Genomic DNA, 19,866 nt, shown 5'->3' on the forward strand with positions numbered 1-19,866 from the left:
TACTTTTACAGTGTTGCCAGAACTTATTCTGACTTTAGCGGAGCTGTTTGAGAATGACAAAATATGCTTTGGTGGGAGATGTCGGCGGCACCAATGCACGTCTGGCTCTATGCGATTTGAGTAATGGTGATATTTCACAAGCGAAGACTTACTCCGGGCTGGACTTTCCGAGCCTCGAAGCAGTTATCCAGCATTATCTCAAAGAGCATGACATCAGCGTGCAGTCCGGCTGCGTGGCTATCGCCTGCCCGGTAACCGGTGACTGGGTGGCAATGACCAACCACACATGGGCGTTTTCCACGTCCGAAATGAAGAAAAATCTTGGCTTCAGCCATCTGGAAATTATTAACGACTTTACCGCTGTTTCAATGGCCATTCCGATGATGAAACCGGAACACCTGATCCAGTTTGGCGGAGACAAGCCGGTCGAGGGTAAACCGGTCGTGGTTTACGGGGCCGGAACCGGGCTGGGCGTGTCGCATCTGGTGCACGTCGATAAGCGCTGGATAAGCCTGCCGGGCGAGGGTGGCCACTCGGACTTTGCGCCGAACAGCGAAGAAGAGGGGATTATTCTTCACCAGCTGCGCCAGGAGATAGGCCACGTCTCTAACGAGCGTATACTCTCAGGCCCGGGCCTGGTGAATTTGTACCGCGCTATCGTTAAAGCCGACGGCCGCGAGCCGGAAAACTACCAGCCGAAGGATATTACCGAACGTGCGGTAGATGACAGCTGCACCGACTGCCGCCGCGCATTGTCTCTGTTCTGCGTTATTCTGGGGCGCTTTGGCGGTAACCTGGCGCTGAATATGAGCACCTTTGGCGGGGTTTATATTGCGGGCGGGATTGTGCCTCGTTTCCTCGAATTCTTTAAAGCTTCCGGCTTCCGCGGCGGTTTTGAAGATAAAGGCCGCTTTAAAGAGTACGTGAAAGACATCCCTGTTTACCTGATTGTTCACGACCAGCCGGGGCTGGTGGGCGCCGGGGCGCATCTTCGCCAGACGCTGGGGCAGGTTCTGTAATATTGCGCGGGCGTAGCTACTGCGCCCGCCATCTCTCCCTCTAAAGGCGCATCAGCTGCCTGAACTCTTTCACCTTGCTGCGGCTCACCGGCACCTGAAAATCCAGGTCGCGCAGGCGCAATATGTAGGTGTTATTGAACCACGGCTCTATCTCGCGAATTTTGCTCAGGTTAACCACGTAAGAACGGTGGCAGCGGAAGAAATGACTCTCCGGCAGGCGGCTGCAAAATTCAGTAATGTTCATCGGCATCACGTAAGACTCGCGGCGCGTATACACGAAGGTCATTTTTTCGTGGGCTTCGGCGTAGTAAATATCGTTGATGTCGGTAACGATAATCCGCTCGTCCTTCATCAGATTTATCGTGGTGGCTTCGCGGTTTTCATGGCTGGCCGCTGGCTGGGACACCTGCTGATAAGCGGCCTCCAGCTTTTGCAGCATGCCGATGATGCGCGACTCCTGGTAGGGCTTCAGAATGTAGTCAAAAGCCTCCAGCTCGAAAGCCTCAACCGCGTGCTCTTTCCAGGCGGTAATAAACACGATAAACGGCTTATGGGCGAACTTGCTGATGTTCTGAGCCAGCAGCACGCCGTCCAGCGACGGAATATTGATGTCGAGAAAGATGGCGTCCACTTCGTGATGCTGTAAATATTTGAGCACGTCCATCCCGTCGTCAAAAGAGGCGACAATCTCCATCTCGCTGTGATTTTTAATCAGCCAGCTAAGCTCCTGCTGGGCGAGAAATTCGTCTTCTACAATGATGACCTTCATGCTTCTTTCCCTTCCTGTGGGCGAACGGCGGCGGCTGGGACGGCGCGCGGTACATAAAACGCAATCTCGGTTCCCGGCTCCAGGCGACGAATGATCAGCCCTTCGCCGTACAGCAGCTGAACGCGGTGATGCACGTTCAGCAGGCCGATTTTATTGCCCGGCATTTCGTTATTCTCCACGCGCTCAATCACCTTCGGATCGATACCGTTGCCGGTATCCCGAACCGCAATGCGCACCCGGTTGCCGCTCTCTTCAATACTTATCGTCACCACGCCTTTACCTTTGCAGGGCTGAATGCCGTGCACGATGGCGTTTTCAACCAGCGGCTGGATAAGCAGGCTCGGAATGCGGCAGTTTACCTCTTCATCGATGTTATAAATCACCGTCAGCTTGTCGCCGAAGCGCGCCTGCTCAATGGCGATATAATCCTTTATCTGGTAAAGCTCTTTGCGGATGTCGATAAGCTCGTCGTCATTCAGCTCGATGTTATAGCGCAGATAGCGTGACAGATTGACGATAAGCTGCCGCGCGGTGTCCGGATTCAGGCGAATGGAGGAGGAGATAGCATTGAGCGCGTTAAACAGGAAGTGCGGGTTTATCTTACTTTGCAGCGCCCGCAGTTCGGCTTTGTTCGCCATCTCTCTTAATTGCTCTGCCCGCGAAACCTCCAGCTGAGTGGAGATAATCTGCGACAGGCCAACGGCCATTTCCTGTAGCGTCGAGGTTATCTGGTGGGCATGGCGATAATAAATTTTCAGCGTGCCGGTTACGACGCCCTTTTCCCAAAGCGGAATAATGATAAGCGAGTGAATCTCCGGCGTGCGCCAGGCTTCGTCATCGTTGCGGATGATAATACGGCCTTCTTTTAGCGCTTTACGGGTGCGCGGGCTGAACGCCTGGTCGTTCTCATGATAATTACTTTCCCCCAGCCCGACGTAGGCCAGCACCTTTTCGGTATCGGTTATCGCCACCGCGTCAGCATCAATATCTTCGCGGATAATCTTACAGACTTGGCGCAGCGACTCGCTGTTGACCTTGCGGAAAAGCGGCAGCGTTTTATTGGCAATATCCAGCGCCAGCTTGGCCTGGCGAGCGGCGCTGGCTTCTTTTTCGCCCTCCACGCTGCGCACCAGCAGAATAATAAAACCTATCGATACCGAGCCGAGAATCATCGGCACGCCGATTTTTGACACGATATCGAGGCCCAGTGCGGTCGAAGGTGCCCAGGCCACGACCAGAATCATGGTCATGGTCTCGCATAACATGCCGCCGATTATCCCCACGCGCCAGTGCCGGTCTTTGGGCACTTTGCGGTTGATCCAACCGGCGATAACCCCGGCCAGAATGCTGGTGATAAAACAGGGAATAGCGGTGATACCGCCGATGTCTATGAGATAGCGGTGGGTTCCGGCGATAAGCCCGGTAATAATCCCGACCCACGGCCCGAACAAAATCCCCCCCGACATCACGGCAATAATTCGCACATTCACCAGCGAGCCTTCTACCGGCACGCCGGACCAGGTGCTGAACAGCGCGAACATGGAAAAGATGGCGGTAACGGCCAGCAGCTCTTTTGGCGTGTGGGCATTTTTGTGCAGCAGCTCGCGGAACAACCTGATGCGGATCAGGAAGAACAGGCAAATAAGCATCAGCGCCGCGCGATCGAACACCGCCAGCAGCATATTAAGGATTTCGTGCACGGGATACTCGCGTGGCTCAGAGGGGAAGGGGTAATGATAAGGAAATTTGCAGGGGGTTTCCAGTTAAGGGCTGCCCCTCAGCCCGCCCGCACCCCGAAGGGGTGTACATACCGGAGACATGGTGAACACTTGTTCGGGGACATGGTAGACACTTACAACTACGGCATAAGAACCCTCTTCCGGAGTCGCTTATGCCCTGGGATGCGAGAGATACCATGTCATTACGTCACGAGTTTGTTCACTTTGCCTCGCAGGACGGGGCTAACATCCGGGCGCTCTGTCGCCACTTCGGCATCGCGCCCGCCACCGGATATAAGTGGCTTTGCCGCTTTCTCGAGGCCGGACTTCCCGGCCTCGCTGACCGCTCACGGGCTCCCCATCATTCTCCCAACGCCACCGCCGCTCAGGTGGCTGACCTGTTACAGCAGGCACACCTGGCCCATCCCCGCTGGGGAGCCCGCAAGATTAAGGCCTGGCTGGAAGCGCAGGGGCACCACCTTCCTGCCGTCAGTACCGTGCACAACCTGATGCACCGTCACGGCCTGCTACCCGGTGTACCGCCGGGTATCCCCTCTGCCGGTCGCTTCGAACACGGCAGGCCGAACGCCCTCTGGCAGATGGATTTTAAGGGACACTTTCCCTTCGCCGGTGGGCGCAGCCATCCCCTCACGCTGCTGGACGACCACTCCCGGTTTTCACTCTGCCTGACGCACTGCGACAACGAGCGGCGTGAGACCGTGCAGTCACATCTGACAAAGGTGTTTGAGCGCTATGGCCTGCCGGAGAGGATGACCATGGATAACGGGGCGCCCTGGGGAGACACCACCGGGACCTGGACCGCGCTGGAGCTGTGGCTGATGCGTCAGGGTATCCGGGTGGGGCACTCGCGGCCTTATCATCCCCAGACGCAGGGCAAGCTCGAGCGTTTTCACCGCAGTCTGAAGGCGGAGGTTCTGCAGGGGAAATGGTTCACGGACAGCGACCAGCTCCAGCGGGTATTTGACCACTGGCGGGAGGTCTATAACTTTGAACGCCCGCATGAGGGACTGAATATGGCGGTCCCGGGTTCGCGCTATCAGCCTTCGGCCAGACAGTACAGAAGCGATGCTCCCGGGCCGGAGTACGATGACGGCGTGGCGGTAAGAAAAGTGGATATCAGTGGAAGCCTGAGCATCAGAGGTATCAGCCTGAAAGCGGGCAAAGCGTTCAGGGGAGAGCGAGTGGGGCTGAAGGAAAGCGGTGAGGACGGTTGTTATGAGGTGTGGTGGTACAGCACGAAAGTGGGAATGATCGACCTGAAGAACCGGTCGATCATCATGGGTAAAAGATGTTAAAAGGTGTTCACTATGTCCCCGAACATCTGTCTACTATGTCCCCGGAACGTACAAGGGGCGAGGGGGAAGGACAAATGCGTGCCCTGGAAATAATATCTCGCCTCCCCGAAGGGGCAGAGGGAAAGATAAATGCGTGCTCAGGACAGAATATTCCCTCTCCCTTCCAGGGAGAGGGTGAGGGTCAGTTACTTCCCGCCCAGCTGTTCCCGCCCGGCAGCCGTTAAATCCTGCTCCGTCGCCCGGCCTTCAAAATCAACTTCGAAATCATCGGCGGCAAAGTCAGGGGGAGATTTCCCCTCCACAAACGCAGCCCACTGGCGCGGCAGGTATTCGGCGTTCTTCTCGCACCACGGCGCGGCGGCAATATACATCACGTTGCTGTCGAACTCGCCGAGGTGCTCGTTCTCCACCGAGTGGATAACGTCGCAGTGCCAGAATACGGTGTCGCCCGGCTCCATATCTGGAATTGAGGAAATCCCAGTCAATAAAAGGGGATGCCACTCTTTGTTAATGGATAACGCTCTGCCAGGCTTCGCCTCGCACAGAGAGTCTTCCGGTACGTCATCCTGCAAAGCTCGCAGTAAAATATAGGCCATTGCATTGGCCACCGGCAGCAGATTCAGCGTGCCGCCGTGCTTGCGCTGCGGCGTCAGGGCCGTCCAGCCCTGGAAGGTGCGGAACATTGAGCACACCGCGGGCGATGGGAATTCGCGCACTTCCGTCCTGCCTTCGGCGGCAAAAGGGCTGTACTCCCGCCACTGGCCGGAGAAGACGTGACGGTAAACGTGACGGAAGTTTTCGTCCAGCCAGCGCTCTACCGAACCGCCGTCCACATGCGGCGAAAGGCCAAGAGAGCTTGAGCGTGGCGGGCGGCGGCGGGTGCGGTCGGCATAAGAGACAACGCGATCGGGATCAAAATGCTGCCTGCCGTTGCTCTGCGTTTCCCAGAGATTATTCAGGAAAACCTGCACCGCTTTCATACGTTCGTGCTGGCGAGCCTCGACCTGCGGCCTGGACCAGTAGATGCCGTAAATTTGCGGCTTACTGTCGGCAAGTGTGCCGAAATAGTTATCCTCTGCGGCATTTTTCAGCTTTTCTACAAAATTATTACGCTCAAGATAATTTCCTATCTCCTGGTTCCAGCCATTAGCCGTGGCCTGAGGGAATACGCCTTTGATGGTGCAGCAGCCGCGCTGGCGAATGAGCGCTTTTTGCTGCTCGCTGACGCGATTATGAATAATGTCATCGGCATTGATTTGTGGAACAGGATTCTCACCGCGCGCCATCTCGCCGCGGATCTCTTCGATCTGCTGGCTAATGTTGGCTTCAAGTTCGGCGAATACCGCCTGATAGTTTGGCAAGTCCTGGCGAAGCTTTTGTTTTATCTCGCGGATAGCTTTTGGCAGATCGTTAATTTCCAGGTGCATAGGGGACTCCATCTCATCAGAGAGTAAGTTGCTGGGTTGTTGCTACCTGGTTAATCTAAGCTTAATTGATTAAATGAAATAGAGATGACTTTCGAATGAAGCTTCCCGTTTTAGGGGAAAAGAAATATTTTTTCGTTACCCCCTCGACAGGGGATTTTTATTCGGGCTATTTTCAAAAAAGGCCACATACGTGGCAGCGTCGCTCGGACGGTCCGGGCGCTAACGTGACTCTGAGGAATTTATGGCTGACTCCAGTCCAAAACGTCGTTTTTCGCGTATCGATCGCCTTCCCCCGTATGTTTTTAACATCACCGCTGAACTGAAGATGGCTGCGCGTCGGCGCGGCGAAGACATTATTGACTTCAGCATGGGCAACCCTGACGGGGCCACGCCGCCGCACATAGTCGAGAAACTTTGCACCGTTGCGCAGCGTGAAGATACACATGGCTACTCAACCTCACGCGGTATTCCCCGCCTGCGTCGTGCTATTTCGCGCTGGTACAAAGACCGCTACGACGTGGATATCGACCCGGAAAGCGAAGCCATCGTGACCATCGGCTCCAAAGAGGGGCTGGCGCACCTGATGCTGGCAACGTTGGATCACGGCGATACCGTGCTGGTGCCAAACCCGAGCTACCCCATTCATATTTACGGGGCGGTCATTGCCGGGGCGCAGGTTCGTTCCGTGCCGCTGGTGGAAGGCGTGGACTTCTTTGCCGAGCTGGAGCGTGCGATTCGTGAAAGCTATCCGAAACCGAAAATGATGATTCTCGGCTTCCCGTCTAACCCAACCGCGCAGTGCGTGGAGCTGGAGTTTTTCGAAAAAGTTGTTGCTCTGGCGAAGCAGTACGACGTGCTGGTTATCCACGATCTTGCCTACGCAGACATTGTTTATGATGGCTGGAAAGCACCGTCCATTATGGAAGTTCCCGGCGCGCGTGACGTGGCGGTAGAATTCTTTACGCTCTCCAAGAGCTATAACATGGCGGGCTGGCGCATTGGCTTTATGGTCGGCAACCAGGAGCTGGTTAGCGCTCTGGCACGAATTAAGAGCTACCACGACTATGGCACCTTTACGCCGCTACAGGTGGCGGCAATCGCTGCTCTGGAAGGGGACCAGCAGTGCGTTCGTGATATCGCCGAGCAGTACAAACGCCGCCGTGACGTGCTGGTGAAAGGGCTGCATGAAGCGGGCTGGATGGTTGAATGCCCGAAAGCATCAATGTACGTGTGGGCAAAAATTCCCGAACAATACGCGGCAATGGGCTCCCTGGAGTTTGCTAAAAAACTGCTTCAGGAAGCGAAAGTCTGCGTTTCGCCGGGGATTGGCTTCGGTGACTACGGCGATACTCACGTTCGCTTCGCGCTGATTGAAAACCGGGATCGCATTCGCCAGGCCGTGCGCGGCATTAAATCGATGTTCCGTGCCGACGGCCTGCTGCCGCCGGTGCCTAAAAACGCCGCTGAGAGTGCTGAATAATAAAACGAAAACAGGAGCCATCTGGCTCCTGTTCTTTTGACTTGTTGCCCGCTGCCGGTTACTCAACCATCAGGAAGAAGGTGCCAGCCCACAACACAACAATCACGGAAATACCCATCAGAAAATATTTCACTTCACATAGCTCCGCGCTGACGCGCATCTCAACAGGTACATAATAAGGTGAAGCCGCAGATTTTTATGGCCGCTCCGCCTGGCATTCGGGGGTAAAACCTTACCCGGACGGCGGTAATGTACTCTCAAATCTAAATTGAAAACAAGTGTCTCAAAATTGTGACAGTTGTCTATTTTTTGAACTTTGATGGTGTGGCTATGAAAGGGTTTAAAAGCGATAAAAATCATTGTGTTAATCTGAATAATTAATGATTATTTTTGACGTGAAATAAGTATTTTTACTGACAATATATTTTGTGAATTTTTCACGAAGATAAGAAAAATCGGGTATTTTTTCTGAATAAGAGGAACACAAATGCTGGCGGGCATTTGGGCAGGTCGCCAACGTTTAAAGTGGTGTTTCAGAGTTTTGATACAGTCCGGGCGCTAAGCCTGAGTGTATGCTCAGTTATTCCATAAAATATTCCGGGTGAATCCGCTTCCCCTTTTAGTGAGCAGGCAATGACAACCTCCGAAACCGCATCAACCGGCTCGCCGCAGACCACTTCCGTTCGCCTGCTTTTTGGCACGCTTATGCTGGTGATGCTTTTAGCCGCGCTTGACCAGACTATTGTTTCCACGGCGCTGCCGACCATCGTCAGCGAGTTGGGTGGGCTGGACCGCCTTTCCTGGGTCGTCACGTCCTACCTGCTGGCTTCAACAATTGTTGTGCCTTTGTACGGAAAATTTGGCGATCTGCTGGGGCGCAAGGTGGTGCTGCAAACGGCTATCGCACTGTTTCTTCTTGGCTCCGCGCTGTGTGGCCTCGCCCAGAATATGACGCAGCTTATTCTGATGCGTGCTCTGCAGGGACTGGGCGGCGGCGGGCTGCTGGTGGTCACAATGGCGGCGGTGGGCGATGTTATTCCGCCTTCGGAGCGCGGTAAATATCAGGGGCTGTTTGGTGGCGTATTTGGCCTGGCAACGGTAATTGGCCCGCTGATCGGCGGCTTTCTGGTGGAGCATTTCTCCTGGCGCTGGATTTTTTACATTAACCTGCCGCTGGGGATTTTTGCCCTGCTGGTCATCGGCACGGTGCTGAGGTCCCAGACCGCGCGCATTCGCCACCAGATAGACTTCCTTGGCGCGGGCTACCTCACGCTTTCTCTGACCAGCCTGATCCTCTTTACCAGCGAAGGCGGAACGGTACTGGCCTGGTCGGACCCGCAGCTTTGGTGTATTTTCGCCTTTTTTGCGGTCACGCTTGGCGGCTTTATCTATGAAGAACGGCTGGCGGTGGAGCCGATTATCCCGCTGCATCTGTTTCGCAATCGCACCTTTTTAATCAGCTGCCTGGTGGGCTTTATCATCGGCATGTCGTTGTTCGGCTCGATGACCTTTTTGCCGCTCTATTTGCAGGTGGTGAAATTTTCCACGCCTTCTCAGGCCGGGATGCAGATGCTGCCGCTGATGGGTGGCCTGCTCCTGACTTCGATTATCAGCGGGCGTATCATCAGCAAAATTGGCCGCTACCGTATTTTCCCGATACTCGGCACGCTATTGAGCTTTATCGCGATGGCGCTGCTGGGCACGCTGAAACTGGATACGCCGCTGCACACGCTTTATCTGTATGTTGCGCTGCTGGGGCTTGGCCTCGGCATGGTGATGCAGGTGTTGGTGCTGGCGGTGCAAAACAGCGTGGAGCTGAAGCTTATCGGCGTGGCGACCTCAAGCGCGACGCTGTTCCGCTCTATCGGCGGTTCTATCGGCGTCGCTGCATTCGGCGCGGTGTTTACCTCGGTTCTGCGCAGCAATCTTGAAACCCTGATCCCCGAAGGCACTCAGCTTCCTCGCCAGCTGGGAGCAGAAGCGGTGCACCACTTGCCGGAGGCCATCCGTAACGATTATCTTCAGGCCTTCGGGTCGGCTATTCACTCGGTGTTTATTATTGCGGCGAGTGTGATCGTGCTGGGGTTCGTGCTGGCGCTATTTATGAAAAATGAACCACTGCGTAAGGGATAACGATGAAAAAAAGAGTCGATTTAAACAGTGATTTAGGCGAAAGCTTCGGCCAGTGGGCGATGGGTGACGATGCCGCCATTTTACAAATTGTCAGCAGCGCGAACGTGGCCTGCGGGTTTCATGCCGGGTCGCCTGCGGGCATTCTGGAAACGCTCCGTGCGGCAAAAGAGCGGGGCGTAACCGTGGGTGCTCATGTGGCTTATCCGGATCTCGTTGGATTTGGGCGGCGCAATATGGACATCGCCAGTGATGAACTGACGGCAGATGTTATTTACCAAATTGGGGCGTTGCAGGGGCTGGCGCGTGCGGCGGGAACAAGCGTGCGTTATGTGAAGCCGCACGGCGCGCTGTATAACACTATTGCCGACAACAAACGCCAGGCCGATGCGGTGCTTGATGCCATGCTGGCTGTTGACCCGGCTCTTCCGCTGGTGGTGCTGGCAGGCTCGCCGCTGCTGGAATGGGCGCAGCAAAAAGGGGTGAAAACCATCGCCGAGGCCTTTGCCGACAGGGCTTATCACTCCAATGGTTCACTGGTTTCAAGGCGCGAGCCGGGAGCCGTTTTACACGATGCCGGGCAGGTTGCAGCGCGTATGCTCCGGCTGATTACCGAAGGCGGCATCGAGTCAATCGAAGGGCAATTTACGCCCATTGAAGCCGAGTCTATCTGCGTCCACGGAGACAGCGCCGGAGCCATCGCTATGGCGGGCGAAATCCGCAGAGTGTTTGAGTCCCGGGGCATAGCTATTCAGCCTTTCGCCTGATAACGACCGTGGAATGTCGGAGAAAATGTCGGAGTAAATGTCGGAGTAAATGTCGGAGTAAATGTCGGTATAAATGTCGGAGAAACATTCCCGGTGAGTAAATATTCGGGCTTACCGGGTTAACTACCCGCACCGTCGAACGTAATTTAAAAACGCTCCAGCACAAAGGCCGCCTTTCGCGGATTGGCGCGGCCCGCAGCGGATTCTGGCAGCTGAAATAGCCCCTTATTCTCCCTCCATACAATCCATTCCATTTTCTTTTGTCTTTTTCGGTTAACAATAAAATAACATTATATTTAACAACTTTGTGACAAGGCGCAATATACATATAACTTATTATGTTTTATAAAATGTAGCCATTGCCTGCAACTATGCCCCCTAAAGAGAAAGACATATGGAACAGACATCTGCTACAAAAAGTACCGTACCGCCGCCGGAGAAGGGCCAGCAGTTCAACCGCTCCATCGGGCTGGTCTCCAACTTTGCGCTAGGGTTTACCTATCTCTCGCCGCTGACCGCCGTTTATTCCCTGTTTGCGCTGGCGATCACCCTCGCCGGGCCACCCGCCATCTGGTGGATACTGATTGCCGCCTGCGGCCAGCTGCTGGTGGCGCTGGTGTTCGGCGAAGTCGCTTCGCAGTACCCGATAACCGGCGGATTATATCCGTGGGCCAGAAGGCTCTGGGGCAAGAAATACGCCTGGATTGCGGCGTGGATTTACCTTTGGGCGCTGGTGGTGACGATTACCTCAATCGTCGAATACACCTCCACCTTCGTGGCTTCGCTGTTCCACTACGGCGATACGCCCATTGCCATGTTGCTTACTTCGGTCGTGCTGCTGGCAATCATGATGGGCGTGAATATGTCCGGGACTAAAAACCTCGCAAGAGTGGCCCGCTTCGGCTTCTGGTGCGAAATCATCAGCGTGATTGCGCTGGGTATTTACCTGCTTATTTTCCACCGCAGCCAGCCGTTTTCGGTGGTGTTTGACGCAATGGGTGCGCTGGCGAAAGACGGCAGCTACGGCACCGCTTTTATGTCCGCTTCGCTGATGGGCCTGTTTATGTTTTTTGGCTTTGAGGCCTGCGGCAACGTGGCTGAAGAGGTGCAAAACCCAGGGCGTAAAATCCCGGTAGCGATGATCCTCAGCATCGTGTTCGGGGCTATTTCGGCGGTGATATCGATCCTCGGCTATCTGCTGTCTTCCCCGGACTTGATGAACATCGTAAACGGCAAAATAGCCGATCCGATCCCGGCGATTCTTAATGATGCCCTGGGCGAGAAGGGCGCAACTCTCTTCATCGTGATTGCCGTCGTGGCGATGCTGTCCTGTATTTTGTCGCTTCAGGCCGCGCTAAGCCGCCTGATCTTCTCCTTCTCTCGCGACAAAATGCTGCCGGGTAGCGAATGGCTGGCGAAGATCTCAAAGCACAGCGTGCCGGATAATGCGATGCTGGTGAGCTGCCTGCTGCCGATGGTGATTTGCGTCTGGGTCTACTTCCAGCCGGATAATCTTTCCCGCATTACCGCCTTCGCGGTTATCGGGATCTACATTTCCTTCCAGATGGTGATTCTGGCCGCGCTGCGCCAGCGCCTGAAGGGCTGGAAACCGGCCGGGGAATGGACGCTGGGCTCGTGGGGAATGCCGGTGAACGTGCTGGCGCTGGCCTACGGCATAGGCGGTATCTGGCTGCTGGCTCAGCCTGCGGACAGCACAAACTTTATCGACCGCTGGACGGTACTGGTCGGGCTGGCGCTGATTGTCGGCTCCGGGCTGGCGTATATGGCGCTGGCCAGGCCGTTCGGTCATTCAGATGCCCCGGAAAATGATGCGATTGAATATGCGGATAAGCTAAAACTTTCGCGGGAGTATTAGGAAAAGGGCCTGATGGCCCTTTTTTTACACCTCGTACAGCGTGCAATAATCGCTTTGATACACCGGTTGTACATCGCCGGTGTTGAACAGATCGCCCACCCGGTATTTCGGCCAGGAAGAGAAAATAATTCGCTTATCAATATTAGTCAGGACAACTTTATGGTTATTGAATAGCGGGAGTAACTCTTCTTCCACCTGGCTAACTAAAAGATCAATCGCAGCAACGCCAACAAAGCGCTGATTAAAATAAACCGGCATCGCTGAAGTTAGCGTGTACGAGGTATTACAGACGTAATCAACATACGGGCCGTGAATATAGGCTTTACCGTGCTCCGGCGCGCGTTTAAACCATTCAAAGGTTCTGAAATCCAGCCGCTGCTGGGTAGCCTGATCCAGGTCGAGATTGACCTTGTTAACCCCGTCTGCTTTTTTATACCACCACTCCAGAAGCCAGAATTCTTTATTATCCGGGCTGGCTTCAATATGGCTGGCAAACCCGGAGCCGGAACAGTAAACGGTATTATTCAGCGTCTCTTTGATGTGCTCCTGAATCATCTTTTTAACCGCCGGGTCAAGCAGCAGCTTCAGGTCGTGGCCGCGAAACTCGCCGAGGGCGGACTCTATGTCGTGCGCAAGGCTAACGGTGGCTTCGATGGTGGAGTTAATGATGTCGTCAATTTTACGGGTAAAGGGTAGCAGCGATGAGGGTAAGATCATATTTATGCCCGCGTTTGTTGTTGTCAGCTGAATTTATATTTTAATTTATTTTCAATAAGATAAAGGGTGAAGGTGTCGATTAGCTGCGTGGCTAATCTCACGGCTTCGTGCTCATCATGGTTTTCCAGAGCGTTAATCAGCTCGGTATAAAGATCGATAACTTCGCGATGAATAGCCTCAGAACGGTAAAGAATGGCGACCAGCGAAGCCCACTCGGCCTGTAGCAGCAACTCCTGGTTGGCGAGCCTGGCGGACTGGGAACTGGCGGCAAGCGCCAGCAGGCAGCGCATATCGGCCTGGGTCTTCATCTCCGGTGTGGTGGCCGTTTTTAGCTCCTCAATAAAGTCACGCAGCCGGTTAATATCGGCGGGCGTCATTCTGCGGGAAGCCAGTTTGGCGCTATGGCTTATTATGGCGCAATGCATTTCACCCAGGTCGGAAATATAGTCGGAGCTGATGGCCTTAAAAGGGTGCAGGGTGGTATTAAATTCACCGCTGTTTTCGCAAACAAAGCTGCCGCCGTTACGGCCACGAATAGTATGGATTAAATTATTTGCCCGCAGGGTATTTAAGGCTTCACGGATAGTAATGTGTGAAACGCCCATCATTTTGGCAAGATCGGCCTCATTCGGAAGCTGCTCATTGGCCTCAAGCAAACCAGTAATAATTGCATTTGAAAGTCGCTGCACAATCTGATCGGAGCGACTTGCCTGTCCTATAGGTGCGAATATTACTGCATGAGTAATCATATTAATCTCTGATTTAAAGTCCCTGAATCAACGGTTATTGATAGCACAGGACGACCTTTTAAGAAAGGCGCTGGCCGCCCTGCCAGAACCAGGAGCTTTACGCTTTCATACGCGGGTAAGCCGGGTTTGAACGGCGGAAGCTGCGGATGTTTGTGTGAAAATATTGTTAAATTGAGATGCCAATCATGTTGCTAAAACAAGCGGATTGAAAGATTGCTCATAAAAAGATATTACATAATATTGTTTATGTTTAATCTGAGGAGAAGGCGATGCAAATCCTGAAGCATTTCATCAACGGGCGCTACGTGGCGGGCGAGCAGAATGCGTTATTCGACCTGGTCAGCCCGGTTAACGGCGAGGTTTATGCTCAGTCGCCCGACGGCGGGGCGGCGGAAGTGGACCAGGCCTACGCGGCGGCGAAAGCAGCTTTCGCGGTGTGGAAACACTCTTTGCCGTCTGAAAGGCAGCGCGCTTTGCTGAAACTGGCAGACGAGATTGAGCGCAACGTTGAGCGCCTGGTGGACGTGCAAAGCCAGGAGACGGGGCAGCTAAAACACTTTATCGAAAGGGATGAAATCGCCGCCTCCTGCGATGCCATCCGCTTCTTTGCCGGAGCGGCACGCTGCCTTGAAGGCAAAGCTTCCGGGGAATATACCGCCGGGTTTACCTCCACCCTTCGCCGTGAACCGCTGGGTATTGTCGGCCAGGTTACGCCGTGGAACTACCCGTTTATGATGGCGGTATGGAAAATCGCCCCGGCGCTTGCGGCCGGTAATACCGTGGTGCTCAAGCCCAGCGACACCACGCCAATCAGTACCCTGATGCTGGCCGAAATCGCCGCACCGATTTTCCCGCAGGGCGCGTTCAACGTGGTGCTGGGCAAAGCCGGAACCGGGTCGCTGGTCGTTTCAAATCCCGAGGCCTCGCTGGTGTCGATAACCGGTTCGGTGCGCGCAGGGCTACAGGTTGCTGCCTCTGCGGCGGCTAACCTGACCAAAGCGCACTTAGAGCTGGGCGGCAAAGCGCCGGTGGTGGTTTTTGCCGATGCGGACATGAGCAAAGCCGTGGAGGTTATTACCGCCGCAGGATTCTCCAACTCGGGGCAGGACTGCACGGCGGCTACGCGCATAATCGTTGAAGAGTCAGCGTATGACGCCTTCCTTGAGAAGCTCATTGAGAAAACCAAAACGATAACATTTGGTCAGCCCGACGACCGCGATGCGCTGTACGGAGCGCTGAACAGCAGCAACCAGCTGAAGCAGGTCACGGGATTTATCGAGCGGCTGCCGGCGCACGCTAAAATAGAAACCGGCGGCAAAAAGGGCGCGGGGCCGGGCTTCTATTTTGAGCCAACAATCATCTCCGGGCTTAAGCAGCATGATGAGGCCATTCAGCATGAGGTCTTTGGCCCGGTGATGACCATCCAGTCGTTTTCCGGTGAGGAAGAAGCCCTTAGCCAGGCCAATGATGTGGAATATGGCCTGGCTGCCAGCGTCTGGACCAGCAGCCACAGCCGGGCGCAGCGGTTCAGCACCCGTCTCGACTTCGGTACGGTGTGGATCAACAACCATATTCCGCTGTGCGCCGAAATGCCTCACGGAGGATTTAAAAAATCCGGCTACGGCAAAGATCTCTCTTCCTACTCGCTCGACGAATACACCCGCATCAAACACATCATGTGCGACATCACCGAATAAGGTTTGGGGAAGTTAGCGCTGGGCTAAAGAGCTTAATAAAGCGCCAACCCCCGGTTCAGGCGGGGGATTGGCCGCGGGTGCTATCGCAGCGGCGGAAATCATTTGTTATCATTTCGTAAAGATATATCTATAAGACTGATAAAAAAGGCTCTCTATGTCTATTACCCGACGTGATTTTCTTAACGGGATGGCAATTGCAATTGTCTCTGGCTTAACGCCTCTGGAACTGGTGAGGGCTACCGGCAAAGTGCCGGGCAGCGCCGCCCTTAATGCAGATTACTATCCTCCGCTATTAACCGGGCTACGCGGCAACCACCCCGGCTCGTTCGAAATGGCGCACGCCCTTGGCCGCGAGCACGAAAAATTCGACTTCAGCAAACTGCCGCCAGAAGAAGAGTATGACCTGGTGATTGTCGGCGGCGGTATCAGTGGCCTGGCGGCTGCCTGCTTCTGGCGCGAGAAAATGGGCAAGGATGCAAAAATCCTGGTGCTCGATAACCACGACGACTTCGGTGGGCATGCCAAACGTAACGAATTCAACGTCGGCGGCAAAACCCTGCTCGGCTACGGCGGCAGCGAGTCTTTCCAGTCGCCGAACAGTAACTTCAGCCCGGTGGTTCACGGCCTGATGGATTCCCTCGGCGTCAGCATCACGCGCATGAAAAGCAGTTTTGATGCTAACTTTTACCCGGATAACAACCTGAGCCGTGGCGTGTTTTTTGATAAAAAGAACTTTGGCGAAACCAAAATCGTCAGCGGCGATCCTGGCCGCGCGGTTTCCGACGATATTCCGCCGGACAGGCTAAATGGCCGCAGCATCGAAGCCTTTATCAATGACTTCCCGCTTAGCGAGGCAGATCGCAAGGCGTTGCTGGACCTGCACGTTAACCCGTCTGATTACCTCGCAGGGATGAGCGTAGAGCAGAAAACCGAGTGGCTGGACGCCCACAGCTACCACGAATTCCTCGAGAAGAAAGTCGGCTTAAGCAAAATGGCGCTGATGTACTTCCAGCAGCGTACCAACGACTTCTTCGCCATCGGGATTGAAGGCGTGAGCTGTAGCGATGCCCGCGCCTGCGCGCTGCCGGGTATGGAGGCGATGGGCCTCCCGCCGCTGGACGGCGAAGCGTTGGCCGATCTCGAACAGCCGTACACATATCACTTCCCGGACGGTAATGCCGGGCTGACTCGCCTGATGGTGAGAAAGCTTATTCCGCAAGCATTGCCGGGTAGCACGATGGAAGACTCCGTCACCGCAAGGCTGCACTACGAGCTGCTGGATACCCCGGAAAACGGCACGCGGATCCGCCTGAACAGCAGCGTTATCAACGCGGCCAATACCGATAGCGGCGTGATGGTGAGCTACATCAATAACCAAAGCGGGAAGCTGCACCGGGTGAAGAGCCGCAACGCCGTTATGGCGGGCTACAACATGATGATCCCGTACCTCGTGCCGGAGATGCCGGAGCAGCAGAAAGAAGATCTGCGCCTTAACGTGAAAGCGCCGCTGGTTTATACCAACGTGGTGGTCAATAACTGGCGTGCGTTTAAAAATACCGGGGTGCATGAATTCTATTCCCCGGCCGCTCCGTACAGCCGCGTAAAACTCGATTACCCGGTGAGCATGGGCGACTACCATCATCCGAAAACGCCGGACGACCCGATGTGCATTCATATGGTGTATGTCCCGACCTATCCAGGCAGCAATATGTCGCCGCGCGAGCAGTTCCGCCGGGGCCGCGCCTTCCTGTTAGGATCTACTTTTGAAGCCCACGAAGAGATGATTCGTTCCCAGCTACAGGAAATGTTGGGCCATACCGGGTTTGATAGTCAGCGTGATATAGCGGCCATTACGGTGAACCGCTGGGCGCACGGTTACGCCTATTACGCTAACTCATTAAGCGATGATATGGAGAAAATGCCCGAGATTATCAGCCGCGCCCGCCAGCCGATTGGCCGAATCACGATAGCGAACTCCGACTCGGACTGGAGCGCTTACGCCCACGCGGCAATTGACCAGGCGTGGCGCGCGGTTAATGAACTTGTGGCGATGGGGTAACCAGACATGAAACAGATTTTAGCGGCTATCTCACTGATTTTTTCCGCCAGCGGTTTTGCCGCTGTCTCGCACGGTGAATACGTGGCGCGCGCTTCGGACTGCGTAGCCTGCCATACGGTAGACGGCGGGACGGCAATGGCCGGAGGCAAAAAGTTCTCCACGCCGGTGGGGGATATTTATTCCACTAACATCACGCCGGATAAAACCAACGGTATCGGCAACTACAGCTACAAAGATTTTGATAAAGCGGTTCGCCAGGGCATAGCCAAAGACGGCCACGCGCTCTACCCGGCGATGCCTTATCCTTCCTACGCCAAAATGACCGACGAGGATATAAAGGCGCTGTACGACTACTTTATGAAAGAAGTTACACCGGCGGCGACCGCCAATAAACAGAACGACATTCCGCTGCTGCTTTCGGCGCGCTGGCCACTGCGCGTGTGGAATGGCCTTTTTGTGGATGAAGTAAAGTCCGGCGGAGTAGTCGTTGAGGCAAGCGGCGATAACGCGGAGAAAATCAAACGTGGAGCCTATCTGGTGCAGGGGCCAGGCCACTGTGGCGCCTGCCACACGCCGCGCGGATTAGCCATGCAGGAAAAAGGTTACGATGATTCCAGCCCGGAGTTCCTGAGCGGGGCGATGATCGATGGCTGGTATGCTCCTTCTCTGCGCGGCATGAATATGTCCACTCAGGAGGTGAAAGACCTGCTGGGCAAGGGCAGAAGCCAGCACCATGCTATTGCCGGGCCGATGGGCGAAGTCGTTACCCAGAGTACACAATATCTGACCGATTCTGACCTGGAAGCTATTGCGCTCTATATCGCTAATTTTAAACCGCAAAAAGCAGAGGCTGCTCCGGTTAACGCCGCCGTGTTTTCTCAGCCGTCCGACGGTAAAACGTTGTATATGCGCTATTGCTCTACCTGCCACAGCCCGGACGGGAAGGGCACCGATTACAACGTCCCGTCGCTGGTGGGCAACTCTGCGGTAATGGCGAAAGATCCGTCCTCGCTGATCCGCGTAATCGCTGACGGGGCGCACACCCCGCAAACCCAGGGCACTATCCCGTTTATGATGCCGGGCTACAAAGGCCTGCTGTCGGACAAAGAGATGGCTGACGTAGTGAACTACGTGCGCGGCTCCTGGGGCAATGGCGCTCCGGCAGCTACCGAGGCTGAAGTGCAGAAGATTGTCGGCGAAGAGAAAGCTAAATAACTTCGCTAATTTATCTGTGACCGAATGGGGCCGTTATGGCCCCTTTGCTTTTGGCTGCCGGCAAATAACGTCGCCTTGCCTGTTAACGTGATTCATCAGGGCTTTCAGGCTGCATCGTATGGGCGACATGTTGCATCGCCGTGCCCCGCCAGCAGCCCCTCCACCGAAATATCTTCGTTGAGTGCGTCCCAGTGAATGCCGTGGGTGCTTAACTCGTATTCGCTACGCTGTTGATGGCTGGCATTAAGTAGCTTTGGAAACCAATCCAGCGGGATGCCGAGAGTGCGCCTATCGCTCAGTTCAACCCACATTTTTTGCTCATCAAATCTCAGGTGTTTAGCTGAAATAGCCATACCAGGCCTCTATAAATAATTTGCGATACTGTTTAACGTAATTTTCTAATTCATTTCGTTCCCTGGGGCTGAAACCAGCATTACGTGCGAGGGTAACAAAAGGAATTAACCAGAATTTGGCTTCAGCATCAGTATTCCGAACATGAATGTGTTTGGGTTCCCGTGGTGTTCCTTCATTGGAATAGAAGAAGAAAATATACCCTTTGATCCGTAGTATGACAGGCATAAAAAAGTGCTCCATGCTTTGAGTTCACATTTCATCATTTCTTTGCAGGCAATCAGATTTGTGAAATTAGAGGCTGACGGACATCCGGCTCGCTGCACAGATATGATTCTCTCTTTTAACCTCGAAAATCGGGTTGAAATAAAGTTTCCGAATGCCAGGTCGGAATATTAACTGCTGTGGATGTGAAGCAATTATCCTCCTGTAAATTACTGGATCAATCACCAGATGATGTGGGTTTGAGTAATTGCGCGATGCCTCGATAAATTATGTCGCAGTCATGGGGGTAAAATCTGGCTGCAGCTGTACCAACCGGATTCGCCTGTCGGCTGAAAATTCGTTATCATCCGC

17 protein-coding genes are annotated in these 19,866 nt (G+C 54.4%); 9 read left to right on the plus strand and 8 right to left on the minus strand.

All coding sequences use genetic code 11. The annotated features are described in order from the left end of the window. Positions 1–53 precede the first annotated feature (53 nt). Positions 54–1,019, plus strand: coding sequence for a glucokinase (gene glk / locus ACG1VR_RS06365; protein ID WP_016537543.1), 966 nt, complete (start codon positions 54–56; stop codon positions 1,017–1,019). A gap of 40 nt (positions 1,020–1,059) precedes the next feature. On the opposite strand, the gene ACG1VR_RS06370 is transcribed toward glk, so the two are convergent. Together ACG1VR_RS06370 and ACG1VR_RS06375 are read right to left on the minus strand one after the other, a co-directional pair. Beyond that, positions 1,060–1,788 (minus strand): LytTR family DNA-binding domain-containing protein, encoded by a 729-nt coding sequence (locus ACG1VR_RS06370; RefSeq protein WP_016537542.1) that lies wholly within the window; start codon positions 1,786–1,788, stop codon positions 1,060–1,062. Then, positions 1,785–3,488 (minus strand): LytS/YhcK type 5TM receptor domain-containing protein, encoded by a 1,704-nt coding sequence (locus ACG1VR_RS06375; protein ID WP_395490486.1) that lies wholly within the window; start codon positions 3,486–3,488, stop codon positions 1,785–1,787. Before ACG1VR_RS06375 ends, ACG1VR_RS06370 begins: the two co-directional genes overlap by 4 nt. 191 nt (positions 3,489–3,679) lie before the next feature. On the opposite strand from ACG1VR_RS06375, the gene ACG1VR_RS06380 reads away from it, so the two are divergent. After that, entirely contained in the window at positions 3,680–4,822 is a 1,143-nt protein-coding gene (locus ACG1VR_RS06380) for an IS481 family transposase (RefSeq protein WP_395488908.1), read from the plus strand. Positions 4,823–5,007: 185 nt separating this feature from the next. Here ACG1VR_RS06380 and ACG1VR_RS06385 read toward each other — a convergent pair whose 3' ends face one another. Further along, entirely contained in the window at positions 5,008–6,249 is a 1,242-nt protein-coding gene (locus ACG1VR_RS06385; RefSeq protein WP_395490487.1) for a DUF1479 domain-containing protein, read from the minus strand. Between the two features lie 241 nt (positions 6,250–6,490). Between ACG1VR_RS06385 and alaC the strand changes: the two genes are divergently transcribed. Further along, positions 6,491–7,729: an alanine transaminase gene (gene alaC / locus ACG1VR_RS06390; protein ID WP_016537538.1), complete on the plus strand. Its 1,239-nt coding sequence runs from the start codon at positions 6,491–6,493 to the stop codon at positions 7,727–7,729. 58 nt (positions 7,730–7,787) lie between these two features. Here the strand turns inward: alaC and ypdK are convergent, their stop codons facing one another. Then, positions 7,788–7,889, minus strand: a complete 102-nt coding sequence (ypdK, locus tag ACG1VR_RS06395; protein ID WP_209420414.1) for a membrane protein YpdK — start codon at positions 7,887–7,889, stop codon at positions 7,788–7,790. 473 nt (positions 7,890–8,362) lie between these two features. On the opposite strand from ypdK, the gene ACG1VR_RS06400 reads away from it, so the two are divergent. The 3 genes from ACG1VR_RS06400 to ACG1VR_RS06410 all read left to right on the plus strand — a co-directional run bounded on the left by ACG1VR_RS06400 (position 8,363) and on the right by ACG1VR_RS06410 (position 12,502). After that, positions 8,363–9,862, plus strand: a complete 1,500-nt coding sequence (locus ACG1VR_RS06400) for an MDR family MFS transporter (protein ID WP_395490488.1) — start codon at positions 8,363–8,365, stop codon at positions 9,860–9,862. Between the two features lie 2 nt (positions 9,863–9,864). Then, a complete protein-coding gene (locus tag ACG1VR_RS06405; RefSeq protein ID WP_016537533.1) occupies positions 9,865–10,626 on the plus strand; it encodes a LamB/YcsF family protein in 762 nt (253 codons plus the stop codon). A gap of 394 nt (positions 10,627–11,020) precedes the next feature. Beyond that, entirely contained in the window at positions 11,021–12,502 is a 1,482-nt protein-coding gene (locus ACG1VR_RS06410; protein ID WP_016537531.1) for an APC family permease, read from the plus strand. Between the two features lie 24 nt (positions 12,503–12,526). On the opposite strand, the gene ACG1VR_RS06415 is transcribed toward ACG1VR_RS06410, so the two are convergent. Then, positions 12,527–13,219 carry a cache domain-containing protein gene (locus ACG1VR_RS06415; protein ID WP_395490489.1) on the minus strand — a complete coding sequence of 231 codons (693 nt, stop codon included), beginning with the start codon at positions 13,217–13,219 and terminating at the stop codon, positions 12,527–12,529. A 23-nt stretch (positions 13,220–13,242) separates the two neighbouring features. Continuing rightward, positions 13,243–13,968: a FadR/GntR family transcriptional regulator gene (locus tag ACG1VR_RS06420; RefSeq protein WP_395490490.1), complete on the minus strand. Its 726-nt coding sequence runs from the start codon at positions 13,966–13,968 to the stop codon at positions 13,243–13,245. Positions 13,969–14,237: 269 nt separating this feature from the next. Here ACG1VR_RS06420 and ACG1VR_RS06425 point away from each other — a divergent pair, with 269 nt between their 5' ends. The 3 genes from ACG1VR_RS06425 (at position 14,238) to ACG1VR_RS06435 (ending at position 18,939) form a co-directional block, all read left to right on the plus strand. Further along, positions 14,238–15,665, plus strand: a complete 1,428-nt coding sequence (locus ACG1VR_RS06425; RefSeq protein WP_016537528.1) for a gamma-aminobutyraldehyde dehydrogenase — start codon at positions 14,238–14,240, stop codon at positions 15,663–15,665. 154 nt (positions 15,666–15,819) lie between these two features. Continuing rightward, on the plus strand, positions 15,820–17,724 hold the full coding sequence (locus tag ACG1VR_RS06430; protein ID WP_395490491.1) for an NAD(P)-binding protein: 1,905 nt from the start codon (positions 15,820–15,822) through the stop codon (positions 17,722–17,724). A gap of 6 nt (positions 17,725–17,730) precedes the next feature. Continuing rightward, entirely contained in the window at positions 17,731–18,939 is a 1,209-nt protein-coding gene (locus tag ACG1VR_RS06435; protein ID WP_395490492.1) for a cytochrome c, read from the plus strand. A 104-nt stretch (positions 18,940–19,043) separates the two neighbouring features. Here ACG1VR_RS06435 and ACG1VR_RS06440 read toward each other — a convergent pair whose 3' ends face one another. Together ACG1VR_RS06440 and ACG1VR_RS06445 are read right to left on the minus strand one after the other, a co-directional pair. Continuing rightward, a complete protein-coding gene (locus tag ACG1VR_RS06440; RefSeq protein ID WP_395490493.1) occupies positions 19,044–19,292 on the minus strand; it encodes a DUF2442 domain-containing protein in 249 nt (82 codons plus the stop codon). Then, complete coding sequence (locus ACG1VR_RS06445) at positions 19,276–19,533, minus strand: DUF4160 domain-containing protein (RefSeq protein WP_016537524.1); 258 nt, start codon at positions 19,531–19,533, stop codon at positions 19,276–19,278. The genes ACG1VR_RS06440 and ACG1VR_RS06445 overlap by 17 nt, the downstream gene beginning before the upstream one ends. Between the last annotated feature and the right edge of the window lie 333 nt (positions 19,534–19,866).

Source organism: Cedecea davisae (assembly GCF_044095835.1).
Lineage (GTDB): Bacteria > Pseudomonadota > Gammaproteobacteria > Enterobacterales > Enterobacteriaceae > Cedecea > Cedecea davisae.

Coding starts and splice junctions, on each gene's coding strand:
- glk (WP_016537543.1), top strand. CDS start 54: ATGACAAAATATGCTTTGGTGGGAGATGTCGGCGGCACCAATGCACGT.
- ACG1VR_RS06370 (WP_016537542.1), bottom strand. CDS start 1,788: ATGAAGGTCATCATTGTAGAAGACGAATTTCTCGCCCAGCAGGAGCTT.
- ACG1VR_RS06380 (WP_395488908.1), top strand. CDS start 3,680: ATGCCCTGGGATGCGAGAGATACCATGTCATTACGTCACGAGTTTGTT.
- ACG1VR_RS06385 (WP_395490487.1), bottom strand. CDS start 6,249: ATGCACCTGGAAATTAACGATCTGCCAAAAGCTATCCGCGAGATAAAA.
- alaC (WP_016537538.1), top strand. CDS start 6,491: ATGGCTGACTCCAGTCCAAAACGTCGTTTTTCGCGTATCGATCGCCTT.
- ypdK (WP_209420414.1), bottom strand. CDS start 7,889: ATGCGCGTCAGCGCGGAGCTATGTGAAGTGAAATATTTTCTGATGGGT.
- ACG1VR_RS06400 (WP_395490488.1), top strand. CDS start 8,363: ATGACAACCTCCGAAACCGCATCAACCGGCTCGCCGCAGACCACTTCC.
- ACG1VR_RS06405 (WP_016537533.1), top strand. CDS start 9,865: ATGAAAAAAAGAGTCGATTTAAACAGTGATTTAGGCGAAAGCTTCGGC.
- ACG1VR_RS06410 (WP_016537531.1), top strand. CDS start 11,021: ATGGAACAGACATCTGCTACAAAAAGTACCGTACCGCCGCCGGAGAAG.
- ACG1VR_RS06415 (WP_395490489.1), bottom strand. CDS start 13,219: ATGATCTTACCCTCATCGCTGCTACCCTTTACCCGTAAAATTGACGAC.
- ACG1VR_RS06420 (WP_395490490.1), bottom strand. CDS start 13,968: ATGATTACTCATGCAGTAATATTCGCACCTATAGGACAGGCAAGTCGC.
- ACG1VR_RS06425 (WP_016537528.1), top strand. CDS start 14,238: ATGCAAATCCTGAAGCATTTCATCAACGGGCGCTACGTGGCGGGCGAG.
- ACG1VR_RS06430 (WP_395490491.1), top strand. CDS start 15,820: ATGTCTATTACCCGACGTGATTTTCTTAACGGGATGGCAATTGCAATT.
- ACG1VR_RS06435 (WP_395490492.1), top strand. CDS start 17,731: ATGAAACAGATTTTAGCGGCTATCTCACTGATTTTTTCCGCCAGCGGT.
- ACG1VR_RS06440 (WP_395490493.1), bottom strand. CDS start 19,292: ATGGCTATTTCAGCTAAACACCTGAGATTTGATGAGCAAAAAATGTGG.
- ACG1VR_RS06445 (WP_016537524.1), bottom strand. CDS start 19,533: ATGGAGCACTTTTTTATGCCTGTCATACTACGGATCAAAGGGTATATT.